This is a genomic window from Amycolatopsis sp. NPDC031561, from assembly GCF_055580625.1.
This window is the reverse complement of record NZ_JBVILA010000008.1, coordinates 163,073-187,920: the sequence shown is the minus strand read 5'-3', so window position 1 is coordinate 187,920 and position 24,848 is coordinate 163,073. Positions and strand designations below refer to the sequence as shown.

19 protein-coding genes are annotated in these 24,848 nt (G+C 69.2%); 9 read left to right on the top strand and 10 right to left on the bottom strand.

The genetic code is table 11. The annotated features are described in order from the left end of the window. Positions 1-4: 4 nt before the first annotated feature. Positions 5-4,678, bottom strand: coding sequence for an RHS repeat-associated core domain-containing protein (locus ACZ5IK_RS19270; protein ID WP_465488886.1), 4,674 nt, complete (start codon positions 4,676-4,678; stop codon positions 5-7). Between the two features lie 142 nt (positions 4,679-4,820). Further along, positions 4,821-5,771: a hypothetical protein gene (locus tag ACZ5IK_RS19265; protein ID WP_465488885.1), complete on the bottom strand. Its 951-nt coding sequence runs from the start codon at positions 5,769-5,771 to the stop codon at positions 4,821-4,823. A 573-nt stretch (positions 5,772-6,344) separates the two neighbouring features. Here ACZ5IK_RS19265 and ACZ5IK_RS19260 point away from each other — a divergent pair. Both ACZ5IK_RS19260 and ACZ5IK_RS19255 read left to right on the top strand, forming a co-directional pair. Beyond that, positions 6,345-7,064 carry a S1 family peptidase gene (locus tag ACZ5IK_RS19260; protein WP_101610100.1) on the top strand — a complete coding sequence of 240 codons (720 nt, stop codon included), beginning with the start codon at positions 6,345-6,347 and terminating at the stop codon, positions 7,062-7,064. 203 nt (positions 7,065-7,267) lie between these two features. Then, positions 7,268-8,035 carry a S1 family peptidase gene (locus tag ACZ5IK_RS19255; RefSeq protein ID WP_465488884.1) on the top strand — a complete coding sequence of 256 codons (768 nt, stop codon included), beginning with the start codon at positions 7,268-7,270 and terminating at the stop codon, positions 8,033-8,035. A gap of 63 nt (positions 8,036-8,098) precedes the next feature. On the opposite strand, the gene ACZ5IK_RS19250 is transcribed toward ACZ5IK_RS19255, so the two are convergent. Genes ACZ5IK_RS19250 through ACZ5IK_RS19235 form a run of 4 tightly spaced genes read right to left on the bottom strand, consistent with a single transcriptional unit; the run spans position 8,099 to position 10,737 of the window. Further along, complete coding sequence (locus ACZ5IK_RS19250; protein WP_020631028.1) at positions 8,099-8,356, bottom strand: hypothetical protein; 258 nt, start codon at positions 8,354-8,356, stop codon at positions 8,099-8,101. 23 nt (positions 8,357-8,379) lie between these two features. Further along, positions 8,380-9,270, bottom strand: coding sequence for an AurF N-oxygenase family protein (locus ACZ5IK_RS19245; protein WP_465488883.1), 891 nt, complete (start codon positions 9,268-9,270; stop codon positions 8,380-8,382). After that, the gene (locus tag ACZ5IK_RS19240) at positions 9,267-10,148 is read right to left on the bottom strand and encodes a crotonase/enoyl-CoA hydratase family protein (protein WP_465488882.1); all 882 of its coding nucleotides are present in this window, start codon (positions 10,146-10,148) and stop codon (positions 9,267-9,269) included. Before ACZ5IK_RS19240 ends, ACZ5IK_RS19245 begins: the two co-directional genes overlap by 4 nt. Then, positions 10,138-10,737: a TetR/AcrR family transcriptional regulator gene (locus ACZ5IK_RS19235; RefSeq protein WP_465488881.1), complete on the bottom strand. Its 600-nt coding sequence runs from the start codon at positions 10,735-10,737 to the stop codon at positions 10,138-10,140. The genes ACZ5IK_RS19240 and ACZ5IK_RS19235 overlap by 11 nt, the downstream gene beginning before the upstream one ends. 341 nt (positions 10,738-11,078) lie before the next feature. Here ACZ5IK_RS19235 and ACZ5IK_RS19230 point away from each other — a divergent pair, with 341 nt between their 5' ends. Then, positions 11,079-12,980 carry a GTP-binding protein gene (locus tag ACZ5IK_RS19230; protein WP_465488880.1) on the top strand — a complete coding sequence of 634 codons (1,902 nt, stop codon included), beginning with the start codon at positions 11,079-11,081 and terminating at the stop codon, positions 12,978-12,980. 61 nt (positions 12,981-13,041) lie between these two features. Continuing rightward, on the top strand, positions 13,042-13,782 hold the full coding sequence (locus tag ACZ5IK_RS19225; RefSeq protein ID WP_465488879.1) for a GAF and ANTAR domain-containing protein: 741 nt from the start codon (positions 13,042-13,044) through the stop codon (positions 13,780-13,782). Positions 13,783-13,943: 161 nt separating this feature from the next. On the opposite strand, the gene ACZ5IK_RS19220 is transcribed toward ACZ5IK_RS19225, so the two are convergent. After that, entirely contained in the window at positions 13,944-15,083 is a 1,140-nt protein-coding gene (locus tag ACZ5IK_RS19220) for a Gfo/Idh/MocA family protein (protein WP_465488878.1), read from the bottom strand. Positions 15,084-15,174: 91 nt separating this feature from the next. Continuing rightward, a complete protein-coding gene (locus ACZ5IK_RS19215; RefSeq protein ID WP_465488877.1) occupies positions 15,175-15,549 on the bottom strand; it encodes a MerR family transcriptional regulator in 375 nt (124 codons plus the stop codon). Positions 15,550-15,613: 64 nt separating this feature from the next. On the opposite strand from ACZ5IK_RS19215, the gene ACZ5IK_RS19210 reads away from it, so the two are divergent. Next, entirely contained in the window at positions 15,614-16,840 is a 1,227-nt protein-coding gene (locus ACZ5IK_RS19210; RefSeq protein WP_465488876.1) for an MFS transporter, read from the top strand. On the opposite strand, the gene ACZ5IK_RS19205 is transcribed toward ACZ5IK_RS19210, so the two are convergent. Further along, a complete protein-coding gene (locus tag ACZ5IK_RS19205) occupies positions 16,761-17,657 on the bottom strand; it encodes a LysR family transcriptional regulator (protein WP_465488875.1) in 897 nt (298 codons plus the stop codon). The genes ACZ5IK_RS19210 and ACZ5IK_RS19205 overlap by 80 nt on opposite strands. Positions 17,658-17,743: 86 nt before the next feature. Here ACZ5IK_RS19205 and ACZ5IK_RS19200 point away from each other — a divergent pair, with 86 nt between their 5' ends. The 3 genes from ACZ5IK_RS19200 to ACZ5IK_RS19190 all read left to right on the top strand — a co-directional run bounded on the left by ACZ5IK_RS19200 (position 17,744) and on the right by ACZ5IK_RS19190 (position 22,724). Next, positions 17,744-19,072 carry an aspartate aminotransferase family protein gene (locus ACZ5IK_RS19200; protein WP_465488874.1) on the top strand — a complete coding sequence of 443 codons (1,329 nt, stop codon included), beginning with the start codon at positions 17,744-17,746 and terminating at the stop codon, positions 19,070-19,072. A gap of 179 nt (positions 19,073-19,251) precedes the next feature. After that, on the top strand, positions 19,252-21,246 hold the full coding sequence (locus tag ACZ5IK_RS19195; protein ID WP_465488873.1) for a hypothetical protein: 1,995 nt from the start codon (positions 19,252-19,254) through the stop codon (positions 21,244-21,246). Continuing rightward, entirely contained in the window at positions 21,243-22,724 is a 1,482-nt protein-coding gene (locus ACZ5IK_RS19190; RefSeq protein ID WP_465488872.1) for a type 1 periplasmic-binding domain-containing protein, read from the top strand. Before ACZ5IK_RS19195 ends, ACZ5IK_RS19190 begins: the two co-directional genes overlap by 4 nt. A 25-nt stretch (positions 22,725-22,749) precedes the next feature. Here the strand turns inward: ACZ5IK_RS19190 and ACZ5IK_RS19185 are convergent, their stop codons facing one another. Beyond that, positions 22,750-23,616: a bile acid:sodium symporter family protein gene (locus ACZ5IK_RS19185; RefSeq protein ID WP_465488871.1), complete on the bottom strand. Its 867-nt coding sequence runs from the start codon at positions 23,614-23,616 to the stop codon at positions 22,750-22,752. 169 nt (positions 23,617-23,785) lie between these two features. On the opposite strand from ACZ5IK_RS19185, the gene ACZ5IK_RS19180 reads away from it, so the two are divergent. Continuing rightward, complete coding sequence (locus ACZ5IK_RS19180; RefSeq protein ID WP_465488870.1) at positions 23,786-24,811, top strand: medium chain dehydrogenase/reductase family protein; 1,026 nt, start codon at positions 23,786-23,788, stop codon at positions 24,809-24,811. Positions 24,812-24,848 lie beyond the last annotated feature (37 nt).

Genomic DNA, 24,848 nt, shown 5'->3' with positions numbered 1-24,848 from the left:
CGCCTTACCGGCGGCCCCGCCGAGGTGGTCCTGATGGTTCCGGCTTCGGAGTCGGGTTGGGGTCGTAGTCGCGGACGCGGTCCGGATAAGCCGTGATGACGCTGTTGTCGTCCTTGACGACGATCTTCAGGTGATCCAGGTCCTTCTGTTCCCGGACCCAGTTGTCGCCGTCCTTCTTGTAGACCACGTCGCCGTACCACTGGTTCGTGTCCTTGTCCCAGGTGTCCCGCTTCACCGAACCGTCGGGATGCCGTTCGGGGACGCGTTCGTCGATGTAGCCGATCTTCTTGTTCATCGGAACGGTGTAGGCGGTGGTCCCGCCGTCCTGATGCTCGACGCTGCTGCCCTTGTCGTTCCGCTTGGCCCATCCCTGGTCGATGGTCTTCGAGATCTTCTTGTCGTCCCAGGGGTTCCCGCCCTTCGTCCCGAAGACGCCGTGGTCGGCTTTGGTGCCGGGGTAGTTGTCCGCGTGGAGCTTGACGTGCTCGAAGCGGTTGCGCTCGCCGCGTTTCCCGTTCTTGGCCATCTGGTCGTACCGCAGGCCGCCCACGGAGTTCTTGGCCTTGTCCTTGCCGCCCCGGCCACCCTTGTCCGGACGCAGACCGCCGGTGCGGCAGGGCCCGACGAGCCCGAACGGGTCGCTCCAGAGCAGCGGATTGGGCACGTAGGCGTGGATGTTCAGGCCACCGGTCAGCCCCAGCGGGTCGGCGCTGAGGTACCGGGCGGTCACCGGGTCGTAGTACCGGTGGCGGTTGTAGTGCAGCCCGGTCTCGGCGTCGAGGTACTGCCCGGGGAAGCGCAGGGGCGTCGAGGGCCCGGACGTCGTCGTGCGCGGCGCTCCCCACAGGGTTTCGTCGCGGTGCCAGGCGATCCGCCCGGCCTCGTCGACGAGTTCGGACGGCGTCCCGATGAAGTCCGTGACGATCGAGTAGAAGCGTTCGTCCAGGCACCGGCCGTCGGCGTACACGCGGTCGGTCTGCGCGACCGGGGTGTCCTGGCGGGAGTCCCATTCCCAGGTCGTGCCCCGCGTCTCGCCGGTGGCCGTGGTCTCGTACTGTTCCGCGAGTACTTCACCGTCCCAGACGAAGACGGTCTCGGCGACGACCACGTCACCTTCCACCCGCTGCTTCGCCACCCGGCGTCCCAGCGCGTCGTAGCGGTAGTGCCATCGCTGCCCGTCCGGCGTGGTGACACCGACGAGCCGGTCCTCCCCGTTCCAGGAGTAGGTCCAGCCCGCCCTGCTCACCAACCGGCCCTGCACGTCGTACCGCTCGGGCGACGACGCGAGGATGGCCACCGCGTCGGACCGGTCGTAGGCGTAGTGCTCGACACCGCCGGATCGCTGCACGCCCACGACCCGGCCGCCCCGGTCGAGCGTGAACTCCTGACGGCCGAGGAGCTGGTCCTGCACCGCGGAGTACACGTCGTCCGGGCGCCAGTCGTAGACGCGCCGCTGCGCCACCGCGCCCGACGCGGTGGTCACGCTCTGGCTGCGCAGCCGGTGCCGCGGGTCCCATTCCTGGGTCAGTTCGGCGGTGCCGAGGCCACGCCAGACCTCCCGGCCCGCCGCGTCGTGCCGGAAGGTGATCGAGTGCCGTCCGGCCACCAGCTTGGCCGGAGCGTCACAGCCGTCGTAGTCCCAGCGGCTTTCCGCGCCCGAGGGGACGCGGCGGAAGATCCGGCGGTCGGCGAGGTCGTAGCCGGAGGTGACCGTCCGGCCGTCGCAGGTCTCGGCGACGACGCGGCCGAGCTCGTCGTAGGCGATGGTGACCTCGGCGTCCCGGTTGACGGCGTGGACGAGACGACCGGCGCCGTCGTAGGCGTAACGGCAGACGTCGTCCGCCGTCCGCTTCTCGACGACCTCGCCGCGCAGGTCGTAGGCGTACGTGGTGACCTCGCCCGCCGCGTTGGTGCGGGCGATGAGCTGGCCCGCCATGTCGTAGGCGTAGGTGAGGACGCGGCCGTCGAAATCCTGTTCGCGAACCTTGCGTCCCTCCCCGTCGTACTCGAACCGCCAGGTGCGGCCGTCGCCGTTGGTGGCGACGGTCGTCCGCAGCTCGGTGTCGTGCTCGACGCGCAACCGGGAGCCGTCCGGGGCGATCCGGGTGACCGGCTGGTCGAAGGCACCGAAGTCGGTGCGCGTGACCTCGCCGCGTTCGTCGTACTCCTCCCGGACGTTGCCCTCGGCGTCGTAGACCCGGCGCTGCGTGGTTCCGTCGGGCGCGGTGCGTCGCCAGCCGGCGCCCTCGACCGTCCACTCGTAGCGCGTCGTGCCGCCGATCGGGTCGGTCTCGTCGGCGACTCGGCCCAGCGCGTCGAAGGTCCGCCGCCAGGTCACGCCGCGGGGATCGGTGACCTCGTCCGGCCGGCCGAACCGGTCGGACGCGACCGTCGTCCGGTTGCCGACCTCGTCGACGAACTCGCGCAGGCTCCCGTCTTCGCCGTAGGTGTAGCGGGTGGTCGAGCCGAGCGGGCCCACACTCGCCGCGAGGTGGCCTGCCTCGTCGTACTCCCGGCGCCAGACCGCCCCGTCCGGCTCCACGAGGGACACGACCCGGCGGTCTTCGTACTCGAACAGGCGCTGCGCGCCGTCCGGGAAGGTGTAGGCGACCAGGTCGCCGTGCTCGTCGTACTCCCAACGGGTCGTGCGGCCGAGCTCGTCGGTATGCGCGGTCACGCGGTCGTGGCGGTCCCAGGTGAAGTGGTTGACGCCGCCGAGGGGGCCGACCTCCTTGACGAGCTGGAAGTCCGCGTTGAGGTGATATTCGGTCGTGTTGCCCAGCGAGTCGGTCGCGGTGTTCACCCGCGCCTCGCGGTCGTAGGTGAAGGTGTAGGCGAGGTGCCCGTCGGCGCCCGCGCCCCTGACGCATCGGCTGAGCTCGTCGTAGGCGAATTCGTAGGATCGGCCGTTGCGGTCGGTCCACCGGACGACCCGGCCGAGTCCGTCGTAGTCGTAGCGCAGCGTCCGGCCGGAGGAGTTGACCACCTCGGTGAGCCGCTTTTCGCCGTCGTAGCGGTAGCGGACCAGCTCCGTGCGGTCGGTCTCGTCGGCCCCGAGCAGGGTGAACGCGGTGACCAGGCCACCGGTCGTCTCGACCTCGACCCGGGTGCCGCCGGAGTGCCGGATCTCCCGCAGCACGCCCCGGAGGTCGTGGACGAAGTGGATCCGGTGGCCGTCGTTGTCGAAGATCGCGGTCAACGGGAGCCTGCCGACCCCGTCCGGGGCGAAATACAGCATCCGCTGCAGGTCCGGCTGCTCGATGACGTAGCCGCCTTCGGGCGACCGCTTCAGCGGCCAGTACGGCCCTTCGACCGGCAGAACGGTGCCCTCGGCGACCGGGTACGCGAGCAGCGTGCCGTCCTCGGCCGCGAAACCGACCTCGCCGTCCTCGACCTCCAGCCGCTGGTCCACAGTGGACGCCCAGCTCGGGCCCAACCCGATGCCCGCGCGATAGGTCGAGAAGTGGCTGCGCCGCAAGGACAACGGGAGCGCGGCGTCGATCTCGACGTCGGTCTCGAGGATCATCATCCGGCCGGTCGTCATGTCGATCGGATCGCCGCTGCCCGGACGGCAGTAGGGCGGGCTGGAGTTCTCTTTCGGATTGGTGTTGTTGTCCTTGATGGAACGCGAACCGTCGCCGCCCTGATTCTTGGCGCCGTTCTTGTCACCGGACGTCGTCGTGTTCTGGTCTCCCCCGGGCCGGGTTTCCGGCTTGTCCGCCGGCGGATCGTTCTTGGGCTCCCCGGACGGCTTCGGGGAGCCATCGCCGTTTTTCGTCGTCGAGTGATCGCCCGACGGGTTGGTGGAGTCGCCGCCCTTCGGGTGGTCCCCCGACGGATTCGTGGAATCCCCGCCTTTGTCCCTCGGGGGTTTCTCCGACTTGACGTCGATGCCCTTGGGTTTGCCCGACGATTTGACCTTGCCGCCCTTGAGGCCCTTCAACGCCTTGCCCGCGTCGTCGAACAGCGTCCCGGCCTTCTTCAGCAGCGGGGCCAGTGCTTTGAGTGCTTTGACCAGCTTGGTGGTGACCTGCGCGATCTTCGACGCGGTCTTGGCCACGGCGGCGACGACCTGCGGCACCACCCAGGTCATCCCGATCCCGAGCGTGAACACCACCTGCAGCGCCCACGAGATCAGATGCCCGACCAGCTCGGCGATGATGTCGCGGACCAGCGTGCGCACCGCGGCCACCACCTCGCCCGCGGTCTTCACCCCGCTGGCCGCGCCTTCGCAACCCTTCTGCGCGCCGGCCATCAGTGTCGCGGTGTTCTCGGCCTGCTTGCGGTACGCGTCCGCCGAGTCACCGTGCCAGCTCGACAGATCCTTTTCGACCAGATCCACCAGCTCCGCCGAGACGCTCTCCAGCTCCTTGGCGATGTTCGTCCAGGTCTCCGACTGCGCCGCGATCTCGTCCGCGTTCCCCGTCAGCGCGTTCAGCGCCTCCTTCAACGGGCCGACATGCTCGATCAACCAGCCGACCCCGGCCGCGAAGACCGCGCCGACCGGGTCCATCGCCATCGTCAGGGCATCCAGCGCGGTCCCCACCGCGCCCATCGCGACCCCGGCCCAGTCCTTGCTCTCGATCGCCGACTTCAGCCCTGTCGCGCTCTCCAGCAACGGGACACCGGACACCGCCGTCGTCGAGTCTTTCACCTGCGCGACCAGCGGATTACTCACCCTGCCCCTTTCCGAAACGACGATCCGGGGCCGATGACCCTCCCAGCCGGGACCCTAATCTTTCGGGTCGGCCGGCAGAGCCGAACGGAGTGGATCTTGCCCTTTCCTCCAATCCGGATTGCCCGGCAGTGCATCCCGCGGCTCAACCGGACTCGGCGGGCCAGGTCCAGGCCATCCCGAGGATCCCGGGCGTCACCGCCGCGGCGTAGGCGACCGCCGGGGAGAGCGCCGAGAGCGGGACGTCGGTGACGTCCCGTTCCGGGCCGGAGGCGTGATCCAGCCGATAGGAATGACAACTCTCCGGCGTCGCCTCGGGGGCGAAGTGGACCTCCAGGAGGTACTCGGGTACGGAGTGCCGGAAACGCCGGTCGTGGCGATCGTCGGGCACGCCGTCGGTGTACTCGAATTCGTATTCGAGGATCGCGGTTTCCCCGGGGGCGAGCATCCGGTCCGACACCAGTTCGCCGACGATGAGCGCCTGCTCCGGGAACACCTCGGTGCGGCCTGGCACGCAATAGCGGGTCGCCACCAGTCTCGGCGGGCTTCCCGGCGCGCAACCACGCAGAACCACGACCCTGGCCTGGGCGGGCTCATCGGTGGCACGGACAACTTCCCGCACGCGCAACCGGTTCAGCGTCCGGTCGGCCCCGATGTGCAGCGACTCGTGCAGGCTCAGCAGGACAAGGGACGGTTCGTCCGCCGCCTCGAACGAATGCAGCACGGAGAGCACCGGCTCTCGCGGGTCCCACAGCCGGTCCCAGCCGACCACGCGGCGGATCGCGGGGCGGTCGCCCTCCGGCCGGTGAAGCAGATCGAGCAACGATCTCGTGGGGAGCCCGAGAAGGTCCTCCAGCAAGGCGACGGCGCGCAGCGACTCGGGGCGCTCGGGCCGGGTCCGCCCCGTTCGCCAATAGCTCAGCGTCGTCGTGCTGACCGACACACCCGCTTTGGCGAGCCGCTCCTTCACCCTGCCCAGCCCCAGGCCTCTACGGTCGATGGCCCGTGACAACGCCTTGCTGAAAGGCCCTGTCGCGAGTGAGTGCGCCAGTTCCTCCTCGGCCGAGGCCCCGGGGGTGACGACGAACAGCGACATCAAATTTCTCTCCCCGAAAGGACGATCGCGTCGAAACCGGAGCCGCGGACGGCGGGTCGTCGCCGGTCGTGCCCTTGGTACGGCAAGCCGCGGCGGGGGTCGTGGCCCGCCGGACTTCAGCGGTGATCTTGGACGGCTTTCCGGGGTGCGCGCAATCCGCAGAAAGTAGTGTCCTGTTCCGTTGACGCGGATTCCCTTATACCGCTTCACATAATCCTCGAGTGCGAACCGCGTTGCGATGACCGATTCCGCGGCGATTTCGGACAATCGGGAGAAACCATTCCTACGGTGCGAATCCCGGCCGCCCGCGGCCCCGCGCCGGAACCGTGAACGTTCCGGGATTTCGGCCGCGACGATCTCTCCCGGCGGAAAAGCCTGAGGCAGCCGGTGTTCCGCGTACCGGCTCTACGCGGAACGATCCGCGACTTTCGTCTCCCTACCTAGGAAGGTATTCCGTTTATCCCGTTGTCGGACATCTTGGATCGACCGGCATCGAGCACCTCTGCCGGATTCCGCATCACCCTCGCTCATCCACGACCACCAGGCGGCTCGGCCGCCCGATTGTGAGCAACCATGCGAAAACTGGCTTCAGTCGCTCTCGGGATCCTGGCGGCGGCACTCGCGGTGTCCACGCCCGGAATCGCCAACGCCCAAACGGACTCGGGTGTTCAACCTTCGATCATCGGAGGTGGCACCGCCACGGAGACCTACAGCTTCATGGTCTCGCTCAACAACGGCTGCGGCGGCAGCCTCGTCGCGCCCCAGTGGATCGTGACGGCCACCCACTGCGGCAGCGCGTCGCAGGGCAGGATCGGTTCGACGAACAAGAACTCCGGCGGCGAGGTCGGCAGGATCGACCGCCGGGTCAACAAGGCGGGCACGGACCTCACCCTCATGCACCTGTCCACGGCCGTCCGCGCCACCCCGGTCGCGATGGCGTCGAGCAATCCGGCGCCGAACACCACCGCGCGGCTCCTCGGCTGGGGTTGCACCAGCTGGCCGAGCTGCAGCACGCCGACCACGCTGCGCCAGATCGACCTCCGGGTGCTGCCCAGCAGCTCGTGTTACGCCGGCGGTGGCGGCTCCGGTGACGTCTGCATCTCCGGCGATCGCACGCATTCCGCCTGCCACGGCGATTCCGGCGGACCGGCGGTCGTCGGCACCACCGGACGCTGGACCCTGGTCGGGGAGACGCACGGCCCCGGGGACAACGGCGGCGAATGCGCCACCAGCACCCTCTACACCGGCATCGCCCAGCACCTGAGCTGGATCAGGCAGCAGACCGGCGTCTGAGCCTCGGAACACGGAGAACCGGTACGCCTCGTCCGTCGAGGCGTACCGGTTCTTTGTCCATTTCGGACGGATTTCGCGGCGCAATCCGCCGAAAGAACTGTTCTTTCCCGTTGACCGGTTCGGATCTTCTCGCGGATATCCCGGGGCAGCTCACCTGAATACGTTCGAAGTGTCCCCCTCCCCCCTTTCCCCGAGGAGTCCCCATGCGTGAAACCACCGGCCGGGTCGCCCGCGCCGTCGCCCTTCTCGCCGGTACCTGCGCCGCTTTCGCGACCCTTGCCGCGGCGCCCGCGGCGGCGAGCGCTCCGACCGCCCCGGTCTCGCCGGGTGCCGAGCCGTCGATCATCGGCGGCAGCACGGCCCAGAACCCCGGCTACATCGCCCGGTTCAACGGCCACGCCAACGGTTACACCTTCTTCTGCACCAGCACGCTGATCAGCACGCGCTGGGTGCTCACCGCCAAGCACTGCCTGTACGACAACAACGGGCAGCGCCTGAAGGACATTGACCTCTACATCGGTTCCAACAGCGCTTCCGGCGGTGTGCACGCCAAGGCTTCGTCGACCTACCTGTACTCGGGCGGCGACCTCGCCCTGATCAAACTGAACGCCGACGGTGGCAGCACTTTCGCCCGCCTCGCGAGCAGCACTTCCGACGCCCAGGAAGGAGATTCCGCCCGCGTGTACGGCTGGGGCGCGACCCAGGCCGACCACGAAGGCGACCACCAGTCGAAGGTGCTCAAGCAGGCGTCGGTCCGGATCTCCGACACGAACGCCCAGGACACCTACGGTGGCCCGGCGATCGCGGCCGACACCCCGAACGGCGCGGTCGCCGGTGGGGACTCCGGCGGCCCGATGATCGACGACGGCGTCCAGGTCGGCGTGTGCTCGACCAGCGACCGGTCCAGCACCACCAGCTATGGCAGCGTCGCCGCGGGCCGCGACTGGATCCGCCAGACCAGCGGGGTCTGACCGACGAAAGCGGGCCGCCCGCCGATCCACGCCGGCGGGCGGCCCGCTTTCTCGATTGCTCGGCTAGCGCCGGGCGAGGACGCGCTTCGCCAGCCATCCGGCGTAGACGGCCAGCCCGGCGACTCCGGCCTTCCGGGTGGGCCGGGCCGCGATGGCCAGCCCGATGGCGAGTTCGGTGGCGCCGTTGCGGTAGGTCCAGTTGCGGACGTCGTCGGCGAAGGCCATCTTCGTCACGGGTTCGAAGGCGGCGGGGGCGGCGAAGTGGGCGAGACCGGTCGCGGCGATGCCGAGGCCGAGGACCTTGCCGGTGCGTGCGGACATGAAGTCACCTTTCTTGTGCTGTGTCAGTCGAGGACGCCGGCCCGGCGCCACAGCCGGCGGCTCGGGCCGCCGATGAGGCCGATCTCGGTGAAGTACTCGACGGCCTTGGCCGCCCAGGCCGCCTTGGTCCGGCGCCAGTGCGGGTTCGCGTCGGCGACCTGGCGGGCCTCACGGGGGTCGAGTCCGACGGAGGTGTACGCCTTGGGGTGCAACAACTCCGACGTCGCGACGTAGGCCATCGCGGCGATCGCCCAGCGGATCAGCTCACGGCCGACGCGCCCGTGACGGGCCCAGGCCCGGCCGAGTTCGTCCTTGGCGAAGCTGATGTGGCGCGCCTCTTCGATGACGTGGATGCGGGAGATCATCCGGATCATCGGCTGCAGGCTGGAGTCACGCATCATCTCGCGTTGCATGCCGTCGGCGAGTTCTTCGACGTAGATGGCCCCGGCGAACAGCAGCGCCGGGCCGCAGACGGCGCCGAACACCTTGCCAGCCCGGTGCGCCGACCGGCTCGGGCGGCGGACGACACCGCCGGTCTTCGCGATCGAGCGGGCGAACATGGTGCTGTGACGGCATTCGTCGGCGATCTCGGTGAGCGCGTACTGGGCGTTGTGCGTCGTCGGGTCGCTGTTGTACACGTGGCGCACCAGGCCCTGCATCAGGATCAGCTCGAACCAGATGCCCGACGCCGCCGCGGCCGCGGCCTCCTGACGGCTCAGTTCGCCGCGCTGGCTCTCGTCGAGGCGTTCCCACAAAGCCGTGCCGTACAAGGAACAGCGTTCCGGTGCCTTGCCGTAGGCGCCTTCGACCAGCGGCGCCAGCCAGTCGACGTCGACGTCCGGGTCGTAGGAAAGCCGCGCGGAGGACCGCTGCAGGCGCTCGGCGACACGTTCGCTTTCGGTGTTCGCGGTCATGACGACCTCCTCGAATCCGTGCTCTCCGGCAGCGGTCCGCCGCCGTCCGGGATGACCTGTCCGGAATCGCGATAGGCCACCGCCTCGTGGAAACCGTCGCGTTCGGCGAACTCGCGGAACCATCGGCCTTCCGGGGTGTGCCGGGTGATGCCGTCGAAAAGGGTCGCGAGGGTCTGGGTGCCGGAAAGGCCCATGTTGTCGTAGGCCTGGTTGATCATCAGTTTCTGCATCACCAGCTGGTTCGTCGGCACCCCGGTCATGCGGTCGGCCAGTTCCTCGACGGCGGCTTCGAGCCGCTCGGGTTCCACGGCTTCGAGCGCGAGCCCCCATTCCGCGGCGGTGGTGCCGTCGATGGTGTCGCCGGTGAGCAGCATCCGCTTCGCGCGCTGGGCGCCGGCGCGGTAGACCCACATCGCGGTCGTCGGGCAGCCCCACACCCGCGCGGGCGGGTAGCCGATGCGCGCGTCGGTCGCCATGATCAGCACGTCGCACGAGAGCGCGATGTCGCTGCCGCCCGCGACAGCGTGCCCTTGGACCTGGCAGAGGGTGGGTTTCAGGGATCGCCACAGGCTGAAGAAGTCGTCGGTGTTGCGCTTCATCACGCGGTAGTCCTTGACCGGGTCCCAGACCGGCCCCTGGTTCCAGCGGCCCTCGGTGTCTTCCTCCGCGAACTGCTTGAGGTCGTATCCGGCGCAGAACGACCGGCCCTCGCCGCGCACCACGATCACACGGACCGCGTCGTCCTCGTTGGCCCGCTCCACGGCCTGCCGGATCTCGCCGGGCATGACGTCGTTGATCGCGTTGAGCCGCTCGGGGCGGTTCAACGTCAGGTAGGCCTTCCGGTCTTCGACCCGGTAGGTGAGCGTCTCAAACGCCAACGGAACCTCCCAGCGCGCGGAGGGTGAAGGTGACCAGATGCGGGATCGTGTCCGGGCCGCCGTCCCCGGCCAGGGGCCCGACCAGCATTTCCGCGCCCGCGCCGACCAGCGCCGCGGCGGTCGCTTCCGCGTCCTGAGACGGGAGCAGTCCCCTCGTCACCCCGTCGGCGATGTTCCTGGCGATGACCTCGCGGAACGCGCGGCGGAACACCAGCCGCTCGGCCTCCACCACGGCGTCGACCGGCTCGGCCAGCAACGCGTACGCGAGCCGCGGCGCCTTCAGCGCCCGTCCGGCGAAGGTCTCGATTACCGCGACCACCCGTTCCCGGACGTCACCGTGGGACGCGGCGGCCTCGACGGCGGCGACCTCGCGGGAGACCACCTCACGGAAGACCTCGACGACCAGGTCGGCCTTCGACGGGAACTGGCGGTACACGCTTCCGGTGCCCACGCCCGCGTGCGCCGCGACCGCGGCCATGGAGCAGCCCGCGTAGCCGGTCTCGGCCAGCAGCGCGATGGCCGCGGCCAGGATCTCGCCCCGCTGGGAGTCCAGCCTGGCCTGCGTCTTCTCGGTACGTCGGTACGGCACGGAAGGAGTGAAGCACGGATTCCGCACTTCAGCAACGGCCCGCGTTTAGTCCTCTAGTTGCGGTAGTTGCGCGTGCAAGTACCGCAACTAGAGGACTAAACGCGGGTGAGCGCGCCGGGCGCTCAGTTGCGGGTGATCGTGAAGGTGCTTGTCGTGTTCCGGATGCGGCCCATGGGGCGCCGCAAGTCAACGCCCGGCCCTAAATCGCGTGACCGGCCGGAAACACGCTGCTAACGTCCGGCCCGACCAGGTGTTTCCCCGGAAGAAGGAGAACGGCGTGCGGTGCGCTGTCGAGTCCCCGAGTCGTACGGACCTTTCGACAGCTCTGGAGCCGTTCATCCATGGAGTACCTGAACATCGGCATTCTCGCCCATGTCGACGCCGGTAAGACGAGTCTGACGGAGCGCCTGCTCCATCACACCGGTGCCATCGGCACCCTCGGCCGCGTCGACGCCGGGGACACACGCACCGACACGATGGAGCTGGAACGCCGTCGCGGCATCACCATCCGCTCGGCCGTCGTCTCGTTCCGCATCGGCGACCTGCGCGTCAACCTGATCGACACTCCGGGCCATCCGGACTTCATCGCCGAGGTCGAGCGCGCGCTGCGGGTGCTAGACGGCGTCGTCCTCGTCGTTTCCGCCGTCGAGGGAGTGCAGGCGCAGACCAGGGTGCTGATGCGCGCGCTCGCCCGGCTGCGGATCCCCGTGGTGATCTTCGCCAACAAGGTCGACAGGGCGGGTGCCCGCTACGAGGACCTCCTCGACGACCTCACCGAACGCCTCGGAGTCACGTGTGTGGCGATGTCCGAGGTCGACGACCTCGGCACAACGCACGCGAAAGTCCGGCCGCGGCCGGTCTCACCGGCGCCCGGTCAGGCCGAACAGCTGGCCGAGCACAGCGACGCCTTCCTGACCGCGTATCTCGAAGACACCTTGACGGCCGGGGACCACCGGGCCGAGGTCGTCCGCCAGACGCGGCTCGGCGTCGTCTCCCCGGTCTTCTTCGGTTCCGCGCGCAGCGGCGAAGGGATCGCCGAGCTGACCTCCGGCATCCGCGAATTCCTCGCGGGAGCGGGAAAACCCGTACCGGACGACCGGTTGCGCGCCGCGGTGTTCAAGATCGAACGCGGCCGCGCCAACGAGAAGATCGCCTACCTCCGCGTGTTCTCCGGCGAGATCGGCGCGCGGGACCACGTCCGGTTCCATCGGCGGGGTCCCGGCGGGACGGTCACGACCGAGGCGAAGGTGAGCGCGGTGCGCGTTTTCGAACTCGGCGACGCCACCGTCGAGGCCCGCGCGGGGGCCGGGCAGATCGCCAAGGTCACCGGGCTCAAGGAGATCCGGATCGGCGACCGCGTCGGCGTTCCCGGCACCGAGGGCGCCGCCGCGCAGTTTCCGCCGCCCGCCTTGGAAACCGTGGTCGGTCCCGCGCGGCCCGAGGAGACGCCGTCGGTGTTCGCCGCCCTGCTGGAGCTGGCGGAACAGGACCCGCTGATCACCGTCCGTCAAGACGACGAGACGCGTCAGATCTCGGTGCGGCTCTACGGGGAGGTGCAGAAGGAGATCATCGCGGAGACACTCGCCACCCAGCACGGCCTCGATGTCGAGTTCAGTCTCACCATGCCGATCTGCGTCGAACGGCCGATCGGCGTCGGGTCCGCCGTGTGGTTCATCACCGAGAAGCGGAATCCGTACTTCGCGACGCTCGGGCTGCGGGTCGGCCCCGGCGCACCGGGCTCAGGGCTGTCCTTCGACCTCGACGTCGAGCTCGGCTCTCTCCCGCTCGCCTTCCACAAGGCCATCGAGGAGACCGTCGAGGCGACGTTGCGGCGGGGTCCGTCCGGCCGGGAGGTGCTCGACTGCGTGGTGACCGTCACCCATACCGGCTACTTCAGCCCGGTCAGCGCGGCGGGTGATTTCCGCAAGGTCACCCCGTTCGTGCTGGCGGAGGCGCTCCGGGAGGCGGGGACCGAGGTGCTCGAACCGGTCAGCCGCGTCGAGGTGGAACTGCCCGCCGACACGGTCAACGGCACGCTCTCCCTGCTGGTCGAGCTCGGCGGGACCGTGACCGGGTCGGTCACGCGCGGTGACCGGGCGGAACTGACGGGCACTCTGCCCACCGGACAGGTCGCCCGGTTCGAGCGTTACCTGCCGGGGCTCACCCGCGGCGAGGGCCTGACGACCGCCGAACCCGCGGGCCATCGCCCGAGGGTTACCCCGAATCGGCCAATGCCCGGCTAGCCGGAACGAGTACGTTTTGGGGAGGCCGGTGCGACCGGACCGGCCGCGGGAAAGGGACACGATGGATCAGTTTCGCGACACCGCGTCGGCGTTGCGGGAGCTCACGGAGTCGATGCGGCTCGACGAGCCCCGCGACGCGTTGCTGGAACGGGTGGCCAAGAAGGTGGTCGGTCTGCTGCCCGGCGCGGACGCGGCGACGGTCACGCTGTACTCCGACGACGAGCCGAGCACCGTCGCCACCACCGACGAGTCCCTGCTTCCCCTGGACAAGGCGCAGTACAGCGCGGACGAGGGGCCCTGCCTGACGGCCGCCCAGAGCGGGACGATCGTCCGGACGCGGCTGGAGACCGCGGCCGAACGCTGGCCGGACTTCGCGGCCGCCGCCGAACAGCTCGGCGTGCGGACCGCGCTGGCCTGCCCGCTGTTCCTCCCCGACGAAGCCCATTTCAGGCGGCGGGAAACCGAACCGCTGTCGGGCGCTCTCAACGTCTGGAGCTTCGAGGAGAACGCTTTCGACCCCGTCGAAGCGGCGCTGGTCGCGATGTTCACCTCGGCGATCTCGGCGATCATCCTGACCGCGTCCCGCTGGGCCGCCGCCGAAAAACAGGCGGAGACCCTGGTCGCCGCGCTGGAGACCAGGGACGCCATCGCCACCGCGAAGGGCATCGTGATGGCACGTCTGGAACTGAACGCCGAAGAAGCCTTCCGCTGGCTCACCGAGGCGTCACAGCACACGAACCGCAAGATCCGGGAGATCTCGGTGCTGATCGCCGAGGACCCGGGAACGGTCTTCGGCAGCTAGGCGCTGCCGGAGTAAGTCGTGCTCGCGGTCTTCGCACCCAGGTGGTCCCTGACGGCACGGGCGGTCCAGCCGAGTACAACCCGGTACGAGGCAGAACCGCCCGCACCGCCAGGAACCACCTGGATCACGAAGCCCATCGAGCAGACTTACTCCGGCAGCGCCTAGCCGAGCGAGATCCGGCGGTTCTCCCGTGACGACTCGAGGCCGGCTTCCGCGAGCCGGATGCCGCGCACCCCTGCCATGAAGTCGTAGGGGTGCGGCGCGTCGTCGGCGACGTGGCGGACGAACTGCTCCCACTGGGCCCGGAAACCGTTGCCGAAGTCCTCGTTGTCCGGCACTTCCTGCCACTGCGCGCGATACGACCGCGTCTCGGCGAGATCCGGGTTCCACACCGGCTTCGGCGTGGCTTCCCGCGGCTGGACGACGCATTTGTGCAGACCGGCGACCGCGCTGCCGCGGGTGCCGTCGACCTGGAACTCCACCAGTTCGTCGCGGTGCACCCGCACGCACCAGGACGAGTTGAGCTGGGCGATGACACCGCCTTCGAGCTCGAAGATCGCGTACGCGGCGTCGTCGGCCGTGGCGGCGTACCGCTCGCCCTTCTCGTCGACGCGCTCCGGGATGTGGGTGACGGCCTTCGCGGTCACCGCGGTGACGGCGCCGAAGAGGTTCTCCAGCACGTAGTTCCAGTGGCAGAACATGTCGACGACGATGCCGCCGCCGTCTTCGGCGCGGTAGTTCCAGCTCGGGCGCTGCGCGGCCTGCCAGTCGCCTTCGAAGACCCAGTAGCCGAACTCGCCGCGCACGGAGAGCACCTGGCCGAAGAACCCGCTGTCGATCAGCCGCTTCAGCTTGAGCAGGCCGGGGAGGTACAGCTTGTCGTGGACGACGCCGTTCTTGACCCCGGCCGCCTCCGCGTGCCGTGCCAGGGCGAGCGCGCCTTCGACCGACTCCGCCACCGGCTTCTCGGTGTAGATGTGCTTGCCCGCGTCGATGGCCTGGATGATCGACTTTTCGCGGACGGCGGTCAGCTGCGCGTCGAAGTACAGCGGGAGGTCGTCGTCGCCGAGCGCGGCGTCGAGGTCGGTGGTCCAGCGGGTCAGGCCGTGCCGCTTGGCGATCTCCTCGAGCTTGTCCGCGTTGCGCCCCACCAGTACCGGCTCCAGCTGGACCCGCGACCCGTCGGCCAGCTCGACCCCGCCCGCCTCCCTGATCGCCAGGACCGAGCGCACCAGGTGCTGCCGATAGCCCATCCGCCCGGTGACACCGTTCATCACGACGCCGAGTTTCCGCGTGGTCATCCGTTCTCCTTCTGAAAGCGCTTTCTCGCACCCATCCTGAAAGCGCTTTCACGCGGTGTCAAGAGCGTCCCGGCCGAAGGTGCCCTTCAGCTCAGGAGGCGGCGGGGTCGTAGGCGCGGACGGCGACGAGGTACTCCGTGATCGCGTCCCGGTTGCGGAGCAGGCATTCGGCGCGCCGGGTCATCCGGTCGCGTTCGGCCTCCAGGGTCTCGAGCATCTCCCGGGTCGCGTCCGGGAAGTAGATCTGCCGGGGTTTGTCCAGGCACGGCAGGATCTGCTTGATGATCCGGGTCGGCAGCCCGGCGTCGAGCAGGCCGCGGACCTGGATGACCCTGTCGACCGAAGGCTCGCCGTAGTCGCGGTAGCCGTTGGCCTGCCGCTCCGAGATGATGAGACCCTGCTCCTCGTAGTACCGCAGCAGACGGCGCGACGTCCCCGTCCGCTCCGACAGCTCTCCGATCCGCATGTGCGCCACCTCACCCCGGCCGACTTGACCTTCACATCTATGTGATGGTTCGAGCATACGGACCATGACTCCGAAACTCCCACTCGGCGCGTTGCTCGCGCTGACGACGGCGGCGTTCGTCACCGTCCTCACCGAAGCCCTTCCCGCGGGGGTGCTGCCCGCGATGAGCGCCGGTCTCGGCGTCGGCGAGGCGGCGACCGGCCAGCTGGTGACGGTGTACGCGATCGGCACCGCCCTCACCGCGATCCCCCTGTCCGCCGCGACGGCGGGCTGGCGGCGCAAACGCCTGCTCCTGACCGGCGTGGCCGGTTTCGCCGTCGCCAACACGGTCACGGCACTGTCCACGAGCTACCCGCTGACCCTCGGCGCGCGGTTCGTCGCCGGGATCGCGGCGGGCGTGGTCTGGGCGCTGCTGACCGGTTACGCGCGGCGGCTGGCCCCGGAACCGGTGCGGGGCAAGGCGATCGCCATCGTGATGACCGGCATCCCGCTCGCGCTTTCGCTCGGCATCCCCGCCGGCACGTTCCTGGGCAACCTCTTCGGCTGGCAGGTGACGTTCTCGCTCATGTCGGCGATCGCGCTCGGCCTCCTCGGCTGGATCGCGCTGGCCGTCCCCGATTTCCCGGGGCAGGACAAGGGCGGCAGGCTCCCGGTGCGCAGGACCCTCGCCGTGCCCGGCGTGGCCGCGGTCCTGTTCGTGACGCTGACCTTCGTGCTGGCGCACAACATCCTCTACACCTACATCGCCACCTTCCTCGACCACGTGTCGATGGGCGGCGCCGTCGATCGGATCCTGCTGGTGTTCGGGCTGGCGTCGATGGTCAGCATCTGGCTGGTCGGCCTCCGCATCGACCGGCGGCTGCGCGCGCTGACCGTCGCCGGCACCGTCCTCGTCGCCCTCGGCGCGACGATTCTGGCTGTACTGGGCGACAATCCGGCGCTGGTCTACGTCGCGGCGGCACTGTGGGGGCTCGGCTGGGGCGGCATCCCGACGCTGCTGCAGACCGCCGCCGCGCAGGCGGGCGACAAGGGCGGCGCGGCGGACATCGCGCAGGCCATGCTGGTCACCCTGTGGAACGCCGCGATGGCGGGCGGCGGGATCGCGGGCGGCGTCCTCCTCGCCGGGTTCGGCGCCGGGTCGTTCCCGTGGAGTGTCCTGGCGCTGCTCGTGCCGACGCTCGCCGTGGTGCTGGTGGCGCGGCGGCACGGGTTCACAGCGGCAGTTCCGGATGCCTCCGGATCGCCTCGAGAACCAGGTCGACAGCCGCGCGAGGAGCGGAGCCGCGCCTGATCGCCGCGGTGATGGCGCGGGTGACGGGCGTCGCGAGCTCGCGGGTGGCGACGCGATAACGCTTGTCGACGGCGAGGCCGGGCAGGAGCGCGATCGCGAGTCCGGCCTCGACGTGCTGCAAGGTCATCATGTAGTTGCTGAACCGCCCGATCACGCGCGGCTCGAACCCGGCTTCGCGGCAGAGCCGGGTGGCGAGGTTCGCCATGTACGACTTCGGGATGTCGAACGCCCAGGGCTCGCTCGCGTAGGCCGAGAGGTCGGCGGGGCCCCGGCCCGCAGCCGGATGGCCGGGCGGGACGACGAGCACGACCGGGTCGGCCGCGAGCGGCACGAGCTCGACGTCCGGCCCCAGCGGCTGTTCGACGAAGTCCGTGGTGGTGATGATGAGGTCGGCGTCACCGACGCGGAGCGCGGACATGCTCACGTGCGGTTCGAGTTCGAGCAGTTCGATGTCCAGCTGCGGATGCGAGCGGGCCAGCCGGAGCACCGCGGGCACGGCGATGGTGTGGATCGCGCTCTGGAAGGCACCGAGGCGCACGAGCCCCGTCTGCGCCTCCCCGAGGCTGCGCAGCTCCGCCTCGACGGTGTCCATGTGGTCGAGGATCGCCCTGGCGCGGCGGGCCAGCATCAGCCCGGCCGGAGTCAGCCGGACCCGGCGGCCGGTGCGTTCCAGCAGTTGCGTGCGTGTTTCGGCTTCGAGGACCGCGAGCTGCTGGGACACGCTCGACGCGCTCAGGTTGGCCGCTTTCGCGACCGCGCGGACGGTGCCGAGGGTGTCCAGCCTGCTCAGCAGGCTGAGCCTCCATGGGTTGAGCATGGGGCCATTGTTGTACGGATCAAGCGAACAGCACAGCCGGAATTGTGAGATGGACGTGTCGCTCGGATCCGTCTTACCGTCGAGGCATGGCTGCTCCGATCACCGACCTGACCACCGCCGACGGCTTCTGGGCCGACGCCGACAGGCACCTCGTGCGCTACGCCGGGGCCGGCGACTTCACCCGCGAGATCATCGACCACGCCGCCGGGAGCTACCTGTTCACCGAGTCCGGGCGGCGGATCCTCGACTTCACGTCCGGGCAGATGAGCGCGATCCTCGGGCATTCGCATCCCGAGATCGTCGGCACCGTACGGCGGCAGATCGGCTCGCTCGACCACCTGTTCAGCGGGATGCTGAGCCGTCCCGTCGTCGACCTCGCGCGACGGCTGGCCGAGACTTTGCCGTCACCGCTGGAAAAGGCGTTGCTGCTGACCACCGGGGCGGAGTCGAACGAGGCCGCGATCCGGATGGCGAAACTGGTGACCGGGAAGCACGAGATCGTGTCGTTCGCCAGGTCGTGGCACGGGATGACGCAGGCCGCGGCGAACGCGACCTACAGCGCGGGCCGCAAGGGCTACGGCCCGTCCACGCCGGGCAACTTCGCCATTCCCGCGCCGAATCCGTATCGTCCGGATTTCCTCACCGCCGAAGGGGAACTGGACTGGCGGCGTCAGCTGGACTTCGGATTCGAGATGATCGACGCCCAGTCCGTCGGCAGCCTCGCGGCGTGCGTCGTCGAACCGATCCTCAGCTCGGGCGGGATCATCGAACCGCCGCCCGGCTACTTCGCCGCACTGCTCGGGAAATGCCGCGAACGCGGGATGCTGATGATCCTCGACGAGGCGCAGACCGGCTTGTGCCGCACGGGAAACTGGTACGCCTTCGAACGCGACGGCGTCGTCCCCGACATCCTGACCCTGTCCAAGACGCTGGGCGCCGGGCTTCCGCTGGCCGCGGTGATCACCAGCGCGGAAATCGAACAGGAGGCGCACGACCGCGGCTACCTGTTCTTCACCACGCATGTCGCGGACCCGCTGGTGGCCGCCGTCGGGAACACCGTGCTCGACGTCCTCACCCGGGACAGGCTCGACGAACGCGCCACCGAACTGGGCGCCTTTCTCCGCCGCGGCCTCGAAGACCTCGCCGATCGTCACGACGTCATCGGTGACATCCGCGGGCGGGGCCTGCTCGTCGGTGTGGAGCTCGTCGTGGACCGGTCCACGAAGCGGAGCTCCGACGAACTGGGTGCACGGGTCACCCGGCATTGTCTCGAACTGGGACTGCACATGAACATCGTGCAGTTGCCGGGGATGGGCGGTGTATTCCGGATCGCGCCCCCGCTGACCGCGACGGAAGACGAACTGGCCGAGGGCCTGGGAATTCTGGACCAGGCGATCGGGAATGCCACCGAATGATTCTTCGTCATTTTCGTAACGTCTTCATATCCGTGTGAGACCGTGACCTGATCTTAGGCCAAATCGGTCAACCCGGACCACCAGTGCCTTTGTCACCGCATGGAATCCCCTCGGCTGTCTATAGTCGACGCTCAAAGTGGGCGCGGTCGAATCGGGGAGCCGCGCGGGGAGGGGGGCCGATGCCTGCCGGCATACCCCGAATATCCGGTCTCGGTGCGATCACCGGCGGCCTGGTCGAGGAACTGCTCACCCGCCCGAAAGGGCAGAGCCGGGCCCTGCCCGTCGTGGTCGCGCTCGGCGCGCGGGGAACCGGGAAGTCCGCGTTGCTCGACGCGATAGCCGAGCGCTGCGAAGAAATACCGCACGCCTATCTCGATTTCGAACGGCACGAACGGGAGAACATCCAGCCGAGGGAACTGCTCGCCCACCTCGCGTTCGACCTCGGCAGGCACCGGAAACAGTTCGGCAGGCTGGCCTTTCCCCGACTGTGGCTGTGCATGCTCGTGCTGAGCGCGCCGGTGGAATTACGCGACCGCCGGGCCGCGCTGCGCAAGATCCGTGAACTGCTGGCGGAGAACCAGCCGCTCGAACAGAACCGGGAAACGATCGTCGACGTGGTGCGCCTCGTCGGCGGCGTCGCTCCGGCGGGCGGGTTGAAGGGCTGGCCCGAGGCCACCGATCTGCTGCTGCGCGGACTCGGCTGGTACGGCAGGCGACGGCTGGCGGGCAAGATGAAAGCGCTGCCCGCCAGCACCGGCAACCACGAGGACTTCCTCATCGAGATCGCCAAGCACGCGCGAGGCGACGACGAGGATCGCGCGGCCGTCGACGGCATCTTCTGCGATGCCTTCCTCACCGATCTGCGCCAGGGCTACCAGGGCGTCAACCGGTCCCGCCGCACGCTCAACAGCGTCGTCCTGCTGGACAACGCGCACACCCCGGGCGGCCAGGTCTTCCTGCGGACCCTGACGGAGGCACGGCATCGCTCCGGCGGGGCGCCCGACCCGCTGGTGGTGATCGCCACCAGCCGGAGATGGAATCCGGACTGGAACGAAAGCTGGTCGCTGCTGACCCCGCAACGAGGCGCGCCGTCGCGAAGACGGCCGACGACCCACCGGACCGACGGGTTGCGGACGCCGTCGCCGCGACAACCGTCCGATGTGGACTCGGATTGGACGGCGGGTCAGGACCCGCGCTGGTATCCGTGGTATCTCCTCGAACTGGGCGCGCTTTCCGAAGACGACGTGGTGGACATCGTCGCCCGCGGCGACATCCACCCGACCTCGCGGCTGCCACGATTCCTGCACCGGCTCACCGACGGGCATCCCGGTGCGGTCACCACGGTGTTCGGCGCTTCGGCTCAGCTCTACGATTCCCGCGCCCCCAACGCGCTCCGCACCTCCTTGCGGACCGGCGTCGAGGCCGAGGACGGTACCGAGACGACCCTGCTCTCCGCGGCGCAGGCCTATCTGCTGCAGGACCTGCCGGTGCCGGGCAGGCAGGATCTCGTCACGGCGAGCGCCGCGCGCGACGTGGAAACGCTGTTCCACAAGAACATCGTCGACCTGCGCAACGCCACGGAAGAAGGCGCGCTGTTCAAGGAACTCGGCGATCTCCTGTGGTTGCGGGCGGAGCCCGGGGAGGATCTCCACTACGTCCTGCACCCGTGGCTGCGACGAATTCTGCTGCAGGAGCTCGCGGCCCGTCCCGAGGATCACCCGCTGAACTGGGAGCGGGTACACACCCGGTGCCGGGACTTCTACGAGAAACACGGCCAGCGGGTGGCCGCGCGCTATCACGACCTGGCACTGGAGAACGTCTCCGCGGTCGTCGCGCACCTGGGCGAGCCGTTCGCCGACGACCACCAGCCGGAGTTCGACGTGGCGGCCGCCGAAGCCTGGCTCGCCGAACTCGACGTCATCACCGCGGCGCCCAACCGGCTGGACGCGGGCGCGGAAGCGTACGAACAGCTGGAGGCGCACGCCGGGCACGCCGACGGCGAACTGGAGACCACCCTCTCCTGGCTGGTGGTCGCGTTGTGGATCGCGGCGGATCCGCTCGGCGATCCGGGCGGGACGTTGAACTCGACCATCGAAGGCGGTTTCCACCAGCTGGCGCACGGCCGGGGACGGGGATCCATCCTGTTGCACGAAAGGGCGGAGAGATACCGATGACCGCACGGAGCGAGCGGATCAGACCACCACGGCCGACGTGGTCGAAGTGGCTGACGGCGGGCGGCGGGGTGCTCCTGCTCGTCGCCGCACTCGTGGTCGTGTTCGTCGTCGTCCCGGCGATCGACGAAGCCGGACGTAGTTGCGGCGATGGCGTGGAGAAACGCGGCGAGTACGCCGAATGCGTCGGCGTCACGGACGGCGGCTACGTCTTCTCTTCTGATCTGTCCGATGTGGAGACACACATCCACGAAGAGAACGCTTCCGTCACCGGCTCGGGCAAGCCCTACGTGACTATCGCACTCATGCTGCCGATGACCCTGGTGGAGAACGACATCCTGTCCGCCGAGTGGGTCCGGCACCAGATCCAGGGCGCCTACATCGCGCAACACCGGGCGAACACCACCGGGTCCTGGGGCAGTCTGCCGCTGATCCGGTTGCTGCTGGCCAACCCCGGCAGCAGACTGACCCACTGGGAACCCGTGGTGGACGACCTCGTCGGGCGAGTCGAACGCGAACGCCTCGTCGCCGTCACCGGGATCGGCCTGAGCCTCGGCTCGGCACGCAGCGCCATCGAACGGTTGTCAGAGCACAAGATCCCGGTCGTCGCCTCGCCCGTGGCCGCCGACGAGTTCTCCGAAATCCCCGGTTTCATGCGGGTGTCCCCGACGAGCACCACCTACGGCATGGCCGCCGCGGGCTACGTCCGCCCCACCGCGCGCACCGCGACAGTGGTGCGGGACGTCAACCCGGGTGACCTCTACCCGAAGACGCTCGCGGTGGCCTTCACCGACAAGTTCGCGGACGACACCCACCGGATCGTCGGCCGCACGGAGGTCTACGACTCCAGCCTGCCGGGGATCGAGAACACGTTCCTGCAGATGATGCCGAACATCTGTGGCAACGAAGCGGAAGTGGTGTACTTCGCGGGCCGCGAAAACCATCTCGCCTCGTTCGTGGCGGAACTGGCGCAACGCCCGTGCCTCGACCGGCCCATCACGGTGCTGACCGGCGACCTGGCGCTGGTCGGCCCGCCGAGCCAGGAAATGCGCAGGGGGCTGGAATCCAAGGTGACCGTGCTGGGTCCCGGGCTCGCCCACCCCCGCGCGTGGACGACCGAGCCGTCGGTGTTCAACCCCGCCGCCGTCGCGAGTTTCCAGGAAGAGGGGTGCACCGGATGTTTTCGCGCGGTGTTCCCGAAGGAACGGCTGGACGACGGAATCGCCATCCTCTCCCACGACGCGGTCCTCACCGTGGTGTGGGCGATCCGCGGCATCCCGAGGACCGCGCCCGCCCAGGTGACGGCGCAGGATGTGCTCCAGTCCAAGAACCGCCTGCACGGCAAGCTGGCCGTCCCCGGCGCGAGCGGCATGATCTCCTTCGACGACCGGGGTGACCCGGTGAACAAGACGGTGCCGATCCTGCGGGTGCGGGTGGACGACACACCCGAGTACGTCCAGCTCTCCGCTCCGGCGGGGTGAGCCACTCACGACCACCCCGGCCACCTCACACTCGCGCGCTCTCCCGGCTCCGCGACAACAGCACGGCCGCGATCCCGGCGGGGAAGAACATGAGCACGCCGTAGATCCCGGCGGGCACGGCCATCGCCTTGTCCCCGAGCACCGAGATCGCCACGGCGATCGCGAGGGTGGCGTTGTGCACGCCGATCTCCATCGCGGACGCGATCGACTGCCCGCGGTCCACCCGGAACAGTCGCGGCACGTAGTACCCGATCGCGAGACTGAGCACGGAAAGCGCCAGCGCCACCGGCCCGAGCGTCCCGATGTTGTCGATCAGGGTCCGGAACTCCTGCGCGATGGCGGCCCCGATCACCAGCACGAGCACCACGGCGGAGCCGATCTTGACCGGTTTGCGCATCCGCTCGGCCCAGTCGGTGAACCGGTTCCGTACCGCCATCCCGATCACGACCGGGATCAGCACGATCGCGAACACCTGCACGAACTTCGCGGGCTGGAGCCCGACCGTGGCACCGCCGTCGAGGAACGCGGCCATCGACAGGCCGACCACCAGCGGCAGGGTGAACACGGCCAGCACGGAGTTGATCGCCGTGAGCGTGACGTTGAGGGCGACGTCGCCGCCGGCGAGGTGACTGAACAGGTTCGCCGAAGTCCCGCCGGGTGAGGCGACCAGCAGCATCATCCCGACGGCGAGCACGCCCCCGAGGCCGAACAGCAGGATCAGGCCGACGCAGATGGCGGGCAGCACGATCATCTGGCACACCAGCGCGATGACGGCGGCCTTCGGGTACTTCAGCACCCGCGTGAAGTCGCCGACGGTCAGGGTCAGCCCCAGCCCGAACATGACCAGTGCCAGCGCTATCGGCAGGAGAACCGAGAACATCGCCGAACCCATCGAAGGGCCTCCGTCCGATATGCCGTTTTCAGATCGGCAATCGTGTCAACTGGCGAGAACCCGGTCAAGGCACCGAAACCCAGACGTGACCCCGCTTGACATTTTCGAGAGCAGTGCTCACTATGGTTACAAGCTCTAACGGACACGACAGGCAATCAGGGAGATCGAGATGAACACGCTGACCGAGGTGGTACTGCCGGGCAAGGTCGAGCCGGAAGGCCTGGAGCTGCGGGAACGCCCGCTCCCCGCACCCGGCCCCGGCCAGGTCGTGGTCGCGATGGAGGCGACCGGGGTCTCGTTCGCCGAACAGCAGATGCGCCGCGGCAAGTACTACGACCAGCCGCCGTTCCCCTTCGTCCCCGGCTACGACCTGGTCGGCACGGTGCTGACCACCGGCGCAGGGGTCGACGGCGTGCTCACCGGCCGCCGGATCGCCGCGCTGACGAAGGTCGGGAGCTGGGCCAGCCACGTGGTCCTCGACGCCGCCGACGTCGTGCCCGTCCCGGACGGCCTCGGCGCGGAAGAGGCCGAGACCGCCGTGGTCAACGGCATCACCGCCTGGCAGATGCTGCACCGCAAGGCCAAGGTGCGTGCCGGGCAGACGATCCTCGTCCACGGCGCGAACGGCGGCGTCGGCTCGCTGCTGGTCCAGCTCGCCGCGAAGGCGGGGGTGCGGGTGATCGGCACGGCGTCGAAGCGGCACCACGAAGCGTTGCGGCGCCTGGGAGTCATGCCGATCGACTACCGGACCGAGGACATCTCCGCCCGCGTCCGCGAGCTCGCGCCCGAGGGTGTCGACGCCGTTTTCGACCACGTCGGCGGCGCCAGCGTGCCCGCGTCGTGGAAGCTGCTCGCCCGCGGCGGCACGCTCGTCTCCTACGGCAGCGCCGCGACCCGCGACGACGAGGGCTCCAAGCAGTTGCCCGTGCTCAAGATCCTTGCCCGCGTGATGCTGTGGAACAGCTTGCCCAACGGCCGGAGCGCGTATTTCTTCAACGTCTGGGCGGGACGGTCCTTCGCCAAGAACCGGTTCCGTGCGCGCCTTCGCGCCGACCTCACCCAGGTCTTCGCCGCGCTGAAGGACGGCGCGATCACGGCACAGGTCGCGGCGCGGCTGCCGCTGAGCAGGGTCGCGGAAGCGATGCGGCTGGCCGAATCCGGGACGGTCGCGGGCAAGGTGGTGCTCACGCCGTAAGAGTTCGGTAACCGCGCCAACCCGGCATTCCGGACTC